This is a genomic window from Bartonella sp. LJL80 (genome assembly GCF_054871565.1).
In genome coordinates this window covers 355051-368320 of record NZ_JBTXLM010000001.1, presented here as the reverse complement: position 1 = coordinate 368320, position 13270 = coordinate 355051, and the positions used below count along the sequence as shown (strand labels likewise).

Below are 13270 nucleotides of genomic sequence, written 5' to 3'. Positions count from 1 at the left end.
GTTGATCTGATTCAATCGGATCGAAATGTGTCCCAGATTTCAATAGAACGCCGGATCGGAGCGTTTTCAATAATATCATAAAGCTTGTTTCTGGAACGCAGCGGCGATAAATATGGGAGCATTATAAGCCATGCGAGCGCATTTTTCCTGCTGAAATAGGTGGATTGTGCTCGTTCATTCAAGGCGCCTAAACTTTATTGCGTGAAGGTGGGAAGATGAGTAAGACGACCCCGGCAACTGCGTTTTTAACCCGTCACAACATCGCATATGAACTTGTCTCATATGATTATGACCCTCATGCCGAGCATATCGGCATACAGGCTGCCGAGGCTATTGGCGCCGATCCCGCGACAGTTTTCAAAACTCTTATGATCATGGTCGATCATAAACCTTATGTCGCGGTTTTGCCGGCAGATAAAGAAGCGAATATGAAGAAACTGGCTGCAGTTTTTGACGGCAAGCATGCAGCTATGCTTTCCGTAAATGAGGCGGAAAAATTGACGGGATATAAGGTCGGCGGCATCTCGCCTTTCGGTCAAAGACGCAATTTTCCGACAGTTTTTGAAGAAAGCGCCTTATCCCATGACACGATATTCGTGAACGGTGGCGGACGAGGATTGCAGGTAAGAGTCTCACCGCATGCGGTCATAACCGCCCTCTCGGCTAAAACAGCACCCTTTTGCCGCTAACGTTGCGGCTGGTGTCTATCGTCATCTAAATATCGTCAACAGGATCACGTGGCTGCCACCGTATATGCTCCGACCGTTCCTGAAGCTTAGGCTATGCGGTCTTAAACGAGCCGCGCAGGCATCAATAAAGATCAGAGAGATTACGAGCGGCGCCATAGAACATGTCGCGATCAATCACGATTACCGGTCTAACCGGAAGGGCAATGCTTGTTTGCTTCAGAAGCATGAGAGCCACGCAGGACAATTTCTGCGTGGCTCGATGTTTTTAGAGCGGTTCCCGATTGATGTGCATGATCAATCGGATAAGATACCGCGACAAGTCAAAAGCTTGAGAAGCGCCGGGCGGATAGCATCAGGTCGAAAAGCGCTCTAAACCGCCAATGTCACGAATTTAAGATCCAGATAAGCATTGATGGCCTCTGACCCACCTTCGGTTCCATAACCGGAATCGCGGATGCCGCCAAAAGGTACTTCTTGAAGCGCCAGACCATTGTGGTTGATGGTTGTCATACCCGCATTGATGCGCGCGCCAAGTGCCTGCACGGTGGCGGCAGATGTTGTAAAGGCATAAGATGCCAAGCCATAACGCAAGCGGTTGGCCTCGGCAATCGCATCATCCAGAGTTTTAAAGCGGTTGATGATAGCGACCGGCCCGAATGGTTCCTCATTCATCATTTCAGCAGATGTTGGCACATCTGTCAAAATCGTGGGTTCGAAGAAATAGCCTTTATTGCCAATGCGTTTTCCACCTGTTTGCAATTTCGCACCCTTGGAAACCGCGTCTTTGATCATCTCTTCCATCGCGGGAATACGCCGTTCATTGGCGAGCGGCCCCATATCGACGCCGGCATCAAGACCATTTCCGACCTTAATGGCTTTCGCGGCTTTTATGAATTTCTCCAAATATTCGTCGTAGACGCTTTCCTGGATTAAAAACCGTGTTGGTGACGCGCAAACCTGACCGGCATTGCGGAATTTTGCTGCTGCCATGATGGAAACCGCCTTGTCGATGTCGGCATCATCAAAAACCAGCACGGGGGCATGGCCGCCCAATTCCATCGTTGCTTTTTTCATATGTTGACCGGCAAGCGCTGCAAGATGTTTGCCAACCACTGTCGAGCCGGTAAACGAAATCTTTTCAATCAACGGGTGCGGAATGAGAAATTCCGAAATCTCGGCGGGTACACCATAAACAAGCGCAATCACACCGGCTGGAATACCTGCATCGACAAAGCACTGGATCATCGCTGCGGGAGAGGCGGGCGTTTCTTCAGGCGCTTTCACGATGATTGAACACCCTGCGGCAAGTGCGGCAGACAATTTGCGAACAATCTGGTTGATAGGGAAATTCCACGGGGTAAAAGCTGCCACGGGACCGACGGGTCGTTTAATGACCATTTGTGTTACGTTGCCAGCACGTGCCGGTATAACCTGACCATAGGTGCGGCGCGCCTCTTCAGCGAACCAATCAATGGTGTCGGCCGCGCCAAGAGTTTCCATTTTCGCTTGTTCAAGGGTTTTGCCCTGTTCGCGCGTCATCAGCCAAGCAATATTATCGACACGCTCGCGCAGAAGGCTAGCGGCTTTACGCATCAGTTTAGCGCGATCAAACGGCGATGTCGCGCTCCATATCTCGAAACCTTTGGCAACGGATGTTGCCGCTTCTTCCAGATCGGCTTTTTCAGCGCGGGCAATTTTACCGATAACTTCTTCCGTCGCCGGATCAATAACGTCAATGGTCCTGCCGCCCCGTGCGTCACGCCATTCGTTATTTATCAAAAGCTTGGTATTGGGATATTGGATATTCGTCATTTCTTCCTCCAAAAAAACTATATAACTTTGTCGCGCAACATGCCGAACGGATCAAGGCGCTTTTTTGTGATCGGCGGCGAAAACAGAAAAGATGCCTGCCACTGAAGTCTGCCAAGCGCTTTGCAAACCAATAATAGCAGCGTCATATGACAGGTGTGATTTTCAGCGCAACCAGCCGCGGATTTCCGCACCGATGAATTTGACATATTCTGAGGCGAGGATACGAAGTTGATTAAATTGCCTGATCCAACTGTCATCTTCATTTTCATCGCTGATGGGATAGGCAATAAACTGGATATCCGGCATCAAACGTTCAAGCTCCCGAAGCGAGCGCGGCATATGGTAGTCGTTGGTTACAATGTAGACACTGCGATAATGGTTGCGTCGAATCCATGCCGTGCTTTCTTCTGCATTGCCGATCGTATTGATTGCCTCATGACCAAGATCAACACAACAATCGAATAATAGCGGGTCTGCGTGCGTTACCCTGATAAGTGCCTGAGTATTGGTGGCTGGATTGACGCCACTGATCAATAAGCGGGTTCCACGCCCTTTGGAGAGCAAATCCAAACCGGATTCCATGCGCTTTTCACCGCCTGTCAATACAATGATAGCATCTGCTACCGGCAAGGGGTCAGGTGGGGCGAGACGCGAGATCTTTTCGCTGAAGTAAAAGAAACCAGCACCGAACGCTACAATGATAAAGATGATCAGCAACGAGACCGGCGGCAGGTGTTTGAAAAAACGACGACGCCAGCGAAGCAACCTTAGTTGCCGCATCCGTTTACGACGGGCATCAGGATTGGCAAATTCTGCAGTCAGTGAACAGTCGCTCATCGTATCAGAATAAATCACTTTCGCGGCGGTCTATATCTTTTAATTGGTTGAGAATAGTAAGTCGGCTTGTCGCCATGGTCAAAATAGAAACAAATCCTATCAGAACGAGTATTTTTATATAGCTTCCCCAGCCAATGGAAAAATTGCCGAATAAAGCCGTGGCTTGGTCTGCTTCCGGCGTGCCCATATTGCGGCTCGACCAAAATGAAAATGCCAGAAAGATAACAATCGCCGCTATTCCGCCATATACCGCGCCTTTGAAGCCGGTTTTAAAAAAATGCAAATCGAATTGTCTTGCCACAAATCTCGATTCAGCGCCAATGAAGTGCAAAACTTCAACAATATGGGCATTGCCGGAAAGTGCACTGCGCGTAGCAAACACAATCGTCAGGATGAGCGCTGCGATCACAAGACACAAGATAACCATGCCGATGAATACCGTTGCTTGTGCCATCACGACAAGCCGGTCAATGGCATTGCGATGGTCGTCAAAGCTGCCGCCAGGGATTTGTGTGGCAATCGCATCGCTTATCATGCCGAAATCGGCGTCGTGATTATCATCCAATGTCACAACGATAAGACGTGGGATCGGCAGTTCATCAAGAGCAAGGCCGCTTCCAAGCCAAGGCTCAAGAAGGCGTTCAGTTGCAGCCTTGTCAATAATCTTTGCGCTGGTCACACCTTGGAAACCCTCAACCAATTCAACCGCGTATCGCAGCGTTTTCTCAATGTCGAGTCCATCGGTCGGGCGGATTTGTATCGTGGCTTCGCGGGAAATCTGGCTTTCCCAACTTTTTGCGGATTGGCTTATAAGATCAACCCCGCCCAAGGAAAGCGACGCTAGAAATGTCATAATTGCAATGACAACAGCCAGCGCCCTGCCAGCAACATCACCTGCTGGGACAATGGATGTCGGTTCATTATGATTTTTACGCGACCAGACTTTTTTGGCACTATTTTGCGATGGAGTCTCAATCATAGATGTCGAGCCTCCCGTCATGGAGAATCATACGGCGCGCATCAACCTGTTCCATCAGCCCGACATCGTGGGTTGCTATCACAACAGCCGTGCCAGAACGGTTAAGCTCGATAAACAGTCGTAGAAGACGACGTGCCAAAGGAGGATCAACATTGCCCGTCGGTTCATCGGCAAGCAAGATTTCCGGTTGGTCAATCAATGCGCGTGCTATGGCAGCACGTTGTTTTTCACCACCCGACAGCACAGGCGGTAGCACGTTCATCCGTTCACCCAATCCCACCCATTGCAGCAATTCTTCAACTTCGGCGCGATAGGTGGCTTCCTCCCGCCCTCTAATGCGAAGGGGAAGAGAAACATTTTCATAGGTCGTCATGTGGTCAAGCAACCGAAAATCTTGAAAGACGATACCGATGCGTTGACGAAGTGCCGGCATTTCACGTCGCTTTAACAGAGCGGTGTCCGCGCCGAAAACATTGATCAAACCGCGCGTCGGTTTCATTGCCAAAAACATCAAGCGCAACAACGACGTTTTGCCTGCACCCGAAGGGCCGGTAAGAAACTGAAATGACCCGTGAGGAATATGAAAGCTCACGTCACGGAGCACTTCCGGTCCCATGCCATAACGCAAACCGACATTTTCAAAACGAATCACTCTAGGTGCACCTAATCATTCAGCTTCATCGAACACGTTGCTTTTGCGCATGAAAACAGGCTTTTTAACGGCCTGCCAAACGCGCTTATCGTAAAACCACCGGCGCAGATCGGTCCCGCGCCGGTTTCTGCGCAATCCTTGAGGAATATGGTTAAGTACCGGTTAAAATTTAAACCCAATCTCTGCTTTCTTAGCGCAAATGTCTGTGTTAGGCATGGCCGGAAATCAGATAACGGGATGATGTTATGCCGCTCATAGATGGTAAGATGATAGATGTACTGTTTTCCGCAAATGATATTGCAGGCCGTAATGCGGCGATAGCAAAACAGGTTGCAGCCGAAAACCCTGAAAATCTATTGGTATTACCGATCTTAAAAGGGTCATTTATCTTTGCTGCTGATCTTATCAGGGCTTTACACGAGGCGGACGTTGTCTCGACGGTCGAGTTTATCACAATTTCCAGTTACGGTGCGGGTAAGACAAGTGGCGAGATAAAACTTTTACACGATGTTGACAGTGATATCGCGGGACGTGACATCCTGCTTGTTGACGACATACTTGAATCTGGCAACACGCTGAAGTTTGTACGCGATCTTTTGCTAAGCCGCGGTGCCCGGCGTATTTTTATCACCGCATTGCTGGACAAAAAAATGCGCAGGCAAGCAGAAATTGAAGCCGATTTTGTAGGTTTTTCCTGCCCTGATCACTTCGTTGTCGGCTATGGCATGGATGCGGGGCACGCATTCCGCCAATTGCCGTTTGTCGGCATCGTCCGCGAATAACCACTGATAGGTCCGCCGATTTATGGTGGACTCGCGCATGCAGCGTTTTTCCGCGTTCCAACAACATGCTTCAACCTGTTTTTTTGTCGGGTGCATCTATCGGAAAATCGGTTTCCGCTTTCCGGTATGCCCTTAGCTGCGGCTTTGCAGGCCGCTGGCGATGATATGCAAAAGATGGGCGATTTCGGCGTCCAATTGATCGTGGCGAACACCGACATCATGATTTTCCAAACCGATAAGCACCATGCCGTGTACACATGAAAACAGTGTCTGCGCAAAGACCGCGATATCGGCGTCAGCCGCATTCGGCATCAAACGGGACAGGGGTTCAATAACCCTGAAAAAAGGTTGCTTACGCTCCAGTGTGACCCAGTCTGGTAAAGATTTTTCACCCGACATCCGGTGATCAAACAAAGCGCGCCAGAGATAATAATTTTCCGCTGCAAAGTGGTGATAAGCCTGACCGGCTGCGACAAGCCGCTCGATAGGCTGGTTTTTGTCTATCGTCTCCAGGGCACGATCCAGCTTGCGGTTCAATTCTTGCAATGTGCGTGAGCCCGTTAACAACACCAATTCATCGAGGTCACTGACGATGTTATAAATGCCTCCCAGAGCAATGCCAATCTCGTCGGCCAAATCGCGTGCTTTCAACGACGAAAGCCCGTTACGCGCAATGACTTTTTCAGCCGCATCTATCAACGCCGCTTTTTGACGCGCGCGTTTCATTTCAGTTTTGGTTGGTTTTTTGTCGTTTTCCATGAACAGTGTTCATATCAGATTAGATCTCATATGCCTAGTGTACAAAAACAATGCTCTTTGCTGTTTTAAAGTTTTGTAGCGTTCAACAAGCCTGATCCTGACCCTAGTCTATGGGAAAATTTTCCTCGACATAAGGAGCTGATAGCTCAAACGAAAATCCACTTTTTGCATAGCTCAGATCGGCATTGCCATTGAAACTTGCCGGCAATAGACGCTCAATCAATTTCGAGCCAAAGCCCTTACGTGTAGGCTTGCTCACTGCCGGACCACCAGTTTCACGCCAGTGGAAATGAAAGCCATCTTGGTCCATCGTCCAGCCAATATCCACCATGCCGACGTCACCTGACAGCGCACCATATTTGACGGCATTGGTACTCAGTTCATGCAAGGCTAACGCCATTGAGAGTGCCGCTTGCGGCGATAAAGCCACCTCTGGTCCAGATATGGTAAAACGCTGCGAATGGCTGCCATGAATATCAAGGCTTGCTTCTACAATCTGTAAAAGGTCAGCGCTTTTTGCCGCTCCATGCGTCAGAATATCCTGTGCACGTGCCAGCGCATTGATGCGGACGGAGAAATCATGAGAGGCTTTTTCCAGAGACGGCGCGTTTATGAGGGTCTGGTTGGCAATGCTTTGTACAATCGCTAGAATATTTTTTACTCTATGGGCCAACTCACCCGAAAGCATAGCTTGCTTTTCTTGCGCCTCACGTCTTTCGGTGATGTCTTGTAATACCCCCAAAATGCGATGTTTCATGGCGCTGCCAGTGTCTTTGGGGGCTGCCTCTGCCCAATAACCCATCCAGCGCAATTGCCCGTTATCAACGCGTTTGATTTGGAATTCCAAATGGATGATCAGGCTTTCATCCTGCCTGGTTTCCAGCATGAGTTGCGCAATCATTTCGCGATTTTCAACCAGAACAGAACAGAAGTCCGCCAAAGCAAGTTCGTCACTTTCAGGAAACCCCAAAAGTTTGAGAAATTGCGGCGTCGCTTCAATTACTCGCCGGTCGCGGTCAATTTCGAACGCGCCAATACCGGCAGCTTCCTGTGCCAGCCGCACCCGTTCTTCGCTCAGACGCAGCGCCTCTGCATGGCGTCTTTCATCTGTTCGGTCACGCACGATTTTCAAGAAACCTTGCTGTTGCCCATCATCATTATAGAAAGCCTGAAGGTCACCGGATGCCCAAAACTGGCTACCATCCTTGCGCATATGGTAGCGCTCCACAGCATCAATGCGATGCTGACTGGCCATCTGACGACGCGATTCGGGAAGCTTGTTCTTGCGGTCTTCCTGCGTAAAAAGAATATCGAGCGGTTGGCCAATCGCTTCTTTCGGTGTCCAGCCAAATAGTTTTTCCGCGCCTGAACTCCAGCTTACGATCAAGCCGTTCATATCCGCCGTCAATATGGCATAATCCAATGCATTATCGAGAATGAGCTGATTGCGCCATTCCTGTTTTTCGACACGCTTCATTGCGTTTTTTCAGACTCCGTTTTTTGTTCTCATAACGTATGAAGCTTAACGGAGGCTTACACGGCATTTGTCCTAAGCCGTTGCTCCCCCTACAGTTTATGCTTAACACTTCAAATGCGTTTTGTTAACTGTGTATCGTCGTGCGTTCTTGCGAAACAATGCCGCTATTGGTTTAATCATCATGCTATCATCGTTATCGACAGGATGCGGGAATGAGTAACTGGCAACAAGCCTTTCCGACGAGACCCCTTAAAATTCTCGGCCTCGATTGGTCTTATTTCAAAAGCGGTTTATTTTTTCTGTTTTTGGGAATCTTTATGCTTGTTGGTTTCAGTCATTTTTGGAAACCCGATTTTCAGCGGGATACAAAGATCTGGCTTGATCCAGATTATGCGCAAAACTTCACGCTTGAACGCAATATATGCGAAGCAAATTTTCTTATCATACGCCTCTGTCATGCCGATGTAACTGTCACGTTGAATGACAACATCATTCACAAGCAACTCTCGGCACGGTTTTTGGATTGGGGATCTGCCGGTTACAGAACCTATGTTGTTTATAAGCGCGGTGAGCCGCAAATTATGGCTCTAAGTCTGTCGATAGATCATTTCTGGCAACGCCTTGTGATTTTCATTTTGGTGGCTGCCTTATCGGTAGCCTTTATCATCGTTGGGTTTCGCGACCTTATACGACATTACCGGCAGTGGTCGGTGCGTGGGCATAAATACGCTATGATGCCGGCGATTATCGAGTTGAAAAAGATCGCCTTTGGCTATTATTTTTACGTTATCACGCTTGCGAACGGGAAAACGGTCAAGCGCCGAATCCGAGTGAAAAGGGATGAGCAACCGTTCTTCATAGATCCAATACGCCAATACGCTTTGGGTGGTGTTCCTGACGGACAGGATTTCGCTATCGTCTTGGATCATCAATTGACGCGTGTTGAATTGAGCGAGGCGGAAAAAACCGAACTGTATAATGCGGTGGATGTATTGAACACATTGAGCAAAAAAACCATGCGTCCTGCTTTTTAGAGCGGTTCCCGATTGATGTGAATCATCAATAGGATAAGAACCGCGACAAATCAAAAGCTTGAGACGCGTCGGGCGGATAGCATTAGGTCGAAAAGCGCACCAGTGCATTGAAGCTCTTAGTCCCTGAGCCTAAACAATAAAATGGCCTGATAGACAATTCATTCTCGATGATTTTAAAAATATAAAAACGCCGGAAAGGTTTCCGGCGTTTTCGATTCTCATCGCGTAACGTTATGTCTGCTTATGTTCCAGGACGTTTATTTTGACGGTTGGTGATAAGGTCTTCAACGACCTGAGGTTCTGCAAGTGTCGAGATGTCACCGAGGTTTTCATAATCGTCTTCGGCAATTTTACGTAAAATACGACGCATAATTTTGCCCGAACGCGTTTTAGGTAGACCGGGTGCAAATTGGATTTTATCCGGTGTGGCAATCGGGCCGATTTCTTTGCGCACGTGTTGAACAAGATCCTGTCTCAGCTCTTCTGTCGGTCTGGTGCCTTCCATCAGGGTGACAAAGCAATAGATGCCCTGACCTTTGACGGGATGGGGATACCCGACAACGGCTGCTTCGGAGACAGCGTGGTCAGATACCAAGGCCGATTCAACTTCGGCCGTTCCAAGACGGTGACCGGAAACGTTCAAGACATCGTCAACGCGGCCGGTAATCCAGTAGTAACCGTCACTATCGCGCCGACAGCCATCGCCGGTGAAATATTTTCCCTTATAGGTCGAGAAATAGGTCTGGATGAAACGGGCATGATCGCCATAAACCGTCCGCATCTGCCCTGGCCAAGAGTCTGTAATACACAGATTGCCGTCATTCTCACCTTCCAGCACTTCGCCTTCGGCATCGACGAGCTGCGGCTTGATACCAAAGAAAGGTAGGGTAGCAGAACCCGGCTTTAGATCCGTCGCACCGGGCAATGGGGTGATCAAGTGACCGCCGGTTTCGGTTTGCCACCATGTATCAACGATAGGGCAACGGCCATCACCGACTTTGTTGTAGAACCATTCCCATGCTTCCGGGTTTATTGGTTCTCCGACCGAACCCAATAGGCGCAACGATGTACGCTTGGAACGCTCAACAAATTCATCCCCTGCGCCCATAAGGGCACGGATAGCTGTCGGTGCGGTGTAAAGTATATTGACCTTGTGTTTGTCGACCACTTCCCAAAAGCGTGCCTGGTCTGGAAAGTTTGGTACTCCTTCAAACATCAAGGTCGTCGCCCCATTACACAACGGACCGTAAACAAGATAAGAATGGCCCGTGACCCAACCGACATCCGCGGTACACCAATAGACTTCGCCCGGGTGATAATCAAAAACATATTCATGTGTCATCGACGCATAAACAAGATAACCGCCGGTGGTATGAAGCACACCTTTGGGCTTACCCGTGGAACCGGAAGTATAGAGAATGAAGAGCGGGTCTTCTGCTTTCATTTTTGCAGGAGGGCACTCGGTTTTGGCATTCGGCATTTCTTCGTGATACCAAAAGTCACGGCCCGGTGCCCAGCCGATTTTACCGCCCGTTCTGCGTACCACCATCACCTGATTGACCAGAACATATTGCCGCGCCGCAATGTCGATGGCGTGGTCGACATTTTCTTTCAAATGGATGGGTTTGCCGCCGCGCACACCTTGATCAGCGGTAATGACGAAGGTAGATTCACAATCGACAATACGGCCAGCAAGTGCCTCGGGCGAAAAACCGGCAAAGACCACTGAATGGACAGCGCCGATACGGGCACAGGCCAACATGGCATAAGCCGCTTCAGGAATCATCGGAAGGTAGATGGTAACCCGATCACCTTTTTTAACGCCGCGTTTCTTGAGAATATTGGCGAAACGACAGACATTTTCGTAAAGTTCATTATAGGTTATTTTTTTATCAATATAAGGGTTGTCACCTTCCCATATCATAGCAACCTGATCACCGCGGCTTTTCAAGTGGCGATCAATGCAATTATAGGTGACGTTCGTGATACCATCCTCATACCATTTGATGGAAACACGGCCCTTGAATGTCGTGTTTTTTACCTTCGTGAACGGTTTGAACCAGTCGATACGCCTGCCGTGTTTCGACCAAAAAGCTTCAGGGTCCTTGATGCTTTCGTCATACCATTGAAGATAGGTGTCGTGATCAATCAGCGCATTTTTCTTAACGCTGCTCGGCACAGGATAGATTTTCTCCGACATAGATTTCCTCCAAATGTGTGCATTTCAGGTTCCCGCCTGAAACGCTCTCCTCCAATTTGCCTATGGCCAGCACAAGCAACTTTTCGGTAGATTAAACGAAACCGAACCGGTTTGCACAGTAAAAAAAGTGCCAACACCGTGAAACTTGTTGTGAAGCGGAACCTTTTGCAGGCAGCAAACGTTAAGCCACCAATACAGTGAAAACGCCGAAAAATAACGCATTTACAATGTCTAAGGCTAAAAGCCAATCACCATTGACGTGAATGAACGATGTTCATTTTGTTTAAAAATTCGCGTTAAAGAAGGAAGTCTTATGAGTGACGAAAAGCTGAAAACATCACGACGCGGCCTTATGCTGGGTGGAACGCTTGCCGCAGCAGCAATCCCGCTAAGTGCCAGAGCTCAAACCCAATCAACAATGGAGGCCAATCCCTTGGCAGAACGACGCAACCCCGTAGACGCGTATCCTCGTCCCCCCTATTCAACAGAAAAGCAAGATCCTCCCGGTCTTGCGTCCAAAATGAATCCTTTGCCGGACCACGGCGAGCAAACCTACAAGGGTAGCGGTCGTCTAAATGGCCGTAAGGCTCTTATTACCGGTGGTGACAGCGGAATTGGTCGGGCAGTTGCAATCGCCTTCGCCCGTGAGGGTGCCGATGTCGCGATCAACTACTTGCCGCAAGAAGAATCCGATGCAAAAGAAGTTATTGACCTGATCCAGAAGGCTGGACGCAAAGCCGTGGCTTTACCCGGCGATCTGACGGATGAAGCATTCTGTAGTGAATTGGTCAATCAGGCTGCACAAAAACTTGGTGGTCTGGACATTCTGGTCAACAATGCCGGTCGGCAGCAGGCGGTTTCATCGTTGACAGATCTCAGTGATGAAGCGTTTGACGCGACGATGAAGACCAACATCTATGCGCCGTTTCGCGTCACCAAAGCAGCCTTGAATCACATACCTGCCGGTGGCTCAATCATCATCACCTCGTCGATTCAGGCATTTGATCCCTCGGCAAATCTTTTCGACTATTCACAGACAAAGGCCGCGAATGTGGCTTTTGCTAAGTCGTTGGCAAAACAATTGGGGCCGAAGGGTATCCGCGTCAATGCGGTGGCACCCGGGCCGTTTTGGACACCTTTGCAACCTTCTGGCGGTCAAACAATGGATGCAATACCGGAATTTGGCGGCCAGACACCGATTGGCCGTGCAGGACAACCGGTTGAGATTGCTCCGCTCTATGTCTTGTTGGCCAGTGCTGAAGCGAGCTACTGCTCCGGTCAGGTATTTGGTGCGGGTGGCGGCATGGGTATGGATAGCTAAGCCTTATACAGCCGTGTCGCGGTGGCCAAAGATTGCCGAGCCGACACGGACATGCGTCGCTCCAAATGCGATGGCTATCTCGTAATCGGACGACATGCCCATTGATAATTGTGATACCTCGGCTTCCCCTGCAAGCTTTGCCAGCAAAGCGAAATGGGGTCCGGGGTTTTCGTTTGCTGGTGGGATACACATCAGGCCGACAATATTGAGTTTGTGGACCTGCTGGCAGTGCCGAACAAATTCGACTGCTTGCTGTGGAGCGATACCGGCTTTTTGCGGCTCCAAGCCGGTGTTGACCTGGACGGTGCAGGGCAGCGGTCGGTTTTGTCGCTGCATTTCTTCTCCGAGGACTTTGGCAATCTTTTCGCGGTCAACTGTTTCGATCACGTCGAACAAGGCAACCGCCTCGGCCGCCTTGTTGGATTGCAGCGGGCCGATCAAATGCAGTTTGATATCGGCAAATTCATCGCGCAAAGCCGGCCACTTTGCCTTTGCTTCCTGCACCCGGTTTTCGCCAAAAACACGCTGCCCTGCGACGAGAACGGGACGTATCTCTTGCGCTTCAAAAGTTTTTGAAACAGCAACCAGCTCAACCGAATCTGTCGGACGCTTTGCTTCTTCGCAAGATTTGACGATTTCCTGCTGGACCTTTTGCCATTGTGTTACGGTCGAGGTCATGATCAATTCCCTTTCATCGTCGATTGAATCAAGAAAAACGCATAGAAATG

At 49.4% G+C, this 13270-nt stretch carries 12 protein-coding genes; 4 read left to right on the top strand and 8 right to left on the bottom strand.

Features of this window, described 5'->3' with window-relative positions; genetic code table 11:
* Positions 1 to 215: 215 nt before the first annotated feature.
* Positions 216 to 689 carry a Cys-tRNA(Pro) deacylase gene (gene ybaK / locus ACYSNS_RS01650; RefSeq protein WP_461721383.1) on the top strand — a complete coding sequence of 158 codons (474 nt, stop codon included), beginning with the start codon at positions 216 to 218 and terminating at the stop codon, positions 687 to 689.
* Between the two features lie 369 nt (positions 690 to 1058).
* Here the strand turns inward: ybaK and ACYSNS_RS01645 are convergent, their stop codons facing one another.
* The 4 genes from ACYSNS_RS01645 to ftsE form a co-directional block, all read right to left on the bottom strand.
* Positions 1059 to 2501, bottom strand: a complete 1443-nt coding sequence (locus tag ACYSNS_RS01645) for an NAD-dependent succinate-semialdehyde dehydrogenase (RefSeq protein ID WP_461721382.1) — start codon at positions 2499 to 2501, stop codon at positions 1059 to 1061.
* A 162-nt stretch (positions 2502 to 2663) separates the two neighbouring features.
* The gene (locus ACYSNS_RS01640) at positions 2664 to 3338 is read right to left on the bottom strand and encodes a YdcF family protein (protein WP_461721381.1); all 675 of its coding nucleotides are present in this window, start codon (positions 3336 to 3338) and stop codon (positions 2664 to 2666) included.
* Positions 3339 to 3342: 4 nt separating this feature from the next.
* Positions 3343 to 4317, bottom strand: a complete 975-nt coding sequence (locus ACYSNS_RS01635) for a cell division protein FtsX (protein ID WP_461721380.1) — start codon at positions 4315 to 4317, stop codon at positions 3343 to 3345.
* A complete protein-coding gene (gene ftsE / locus ACYSNS_RS01630) occupies positions 4310 to 4969 on the bottom strand; it encodes a cell division ATP-binding protein FtsE (RefSeq protein ID WP_461721379.1) in 660 nt (219 codons plus the stop codon). The genes ACYSNS_RS01635 and ftsE overlap by 8 nt, the downstream gene beginning before the upstream one ends.
* Positions 4970 to 5214: 245 nt before the next feature.
* Here ftsE and hpt point away from each other — a divergent pair, with 245 nt between their 5' ends.
* Entirely contained in the window at positions 5215 to 5751 is a 537-nt protein-coding gene (gene hpt / locus ACYSNS_RS01625) for a hypoxanthine phosphoribosyltransferase (RefSeq protein WP_461721378.1), read from the top strand.
* Positions 5752 to 5883: 132 nt separating this feature from the next.
* Here the strand turns inward: hpt and ACYSNS_RS01620 are convergent, their stop codons facing one another.
* Positions 5884 to 6510 (bottom strand): TetR/AcrR family transcriptional regulator, encoded by a 627-nt coding sequence (locus ACYSNS_RS01620; protein WP_461721377.1) that lies wholly within the window; start codon positions 6508 to 6510, stop codon positions 5884 to 5886.
* Positions 6511 to 6613: 103 nt separating this feature from the next.
* Positions 6614 to 7987, bottom strand: coding sequence for a sensor histidine kinase (locus tag ACYSNS_RS01615; RefSeq protein WP_461721376.1), 1374 nt, complete (start codon positions 7985 to 7987; stop codon positions 6614 to 6616).
* Between the two features lie 212 nt (positions 7988 to 8199).
* Between ACYSNS_RS01615 and ACYSNS_RS01610 the strand changes: the two genes are divergently transcribed.
* A complete protein-coding gene (locus ACYSNS_RS01610) occupies positions 8200 to 9021 on the top strand; it encodes a hypothetical protein (protein ID WP_461721375.1) in 822 nt (273 codons plus the stop codon).
* Positions 9022 to 9262: 241 nt separating this feature from the next.
* Here the strand turns inward: ACYSNS_RS01610 and acs are convergent, their stop codons facing one another.
* Positions 9263 to 11221: an acetate--CoA ligase gene (gene acs / locus ACYSNS_RS01605; protein ID WP_461721374.1), complete on the bottom strand. Its 1959-nt coding sequence runs from the start codon at positions 11219 to 11221 to the stop codon at positions 9263 to 9265.
* 313 nt (positions 11222 to 11534) lie between these two features.
* Between acs and ACYSNS_RS01600 the strand changes: the two genes are divergently transcribed.
* The gene (locus ACYSNS_RS01600; protein WP_461721373.1) at positions 11535 to 12542 is read left to right on the top strand and encodes an SDR family oxidoreductase; all 1008 of its coding nucleotides are present in this window, start codon (positions 11535 to 11537) and stop codon (positions 12540 to 12542) included.
* A gap of 3 nt (positions 12543 to 12545) precedes the next feature.
* Here ACYSNS_RS01600 and ACYSNS_RS01595 read toward each other — a convergent pair whose 3' ends face one another.
* The gene (locus ACYSNS_RS01595) at positions 12546 to 13220 is read right to left on the bottom strand and encodes a YggS family pyridoxal phosphate-dependent enzyme (RefSeq protein ID WP_461721372.1); all 675 of its coding nucleotides are present in this window, start codon (positions 13218 to 13220) and stop codon (positions 12546 to 12548) included.
* Positions 13221 to 13270 lie beyond the last annotated feature (50 nt).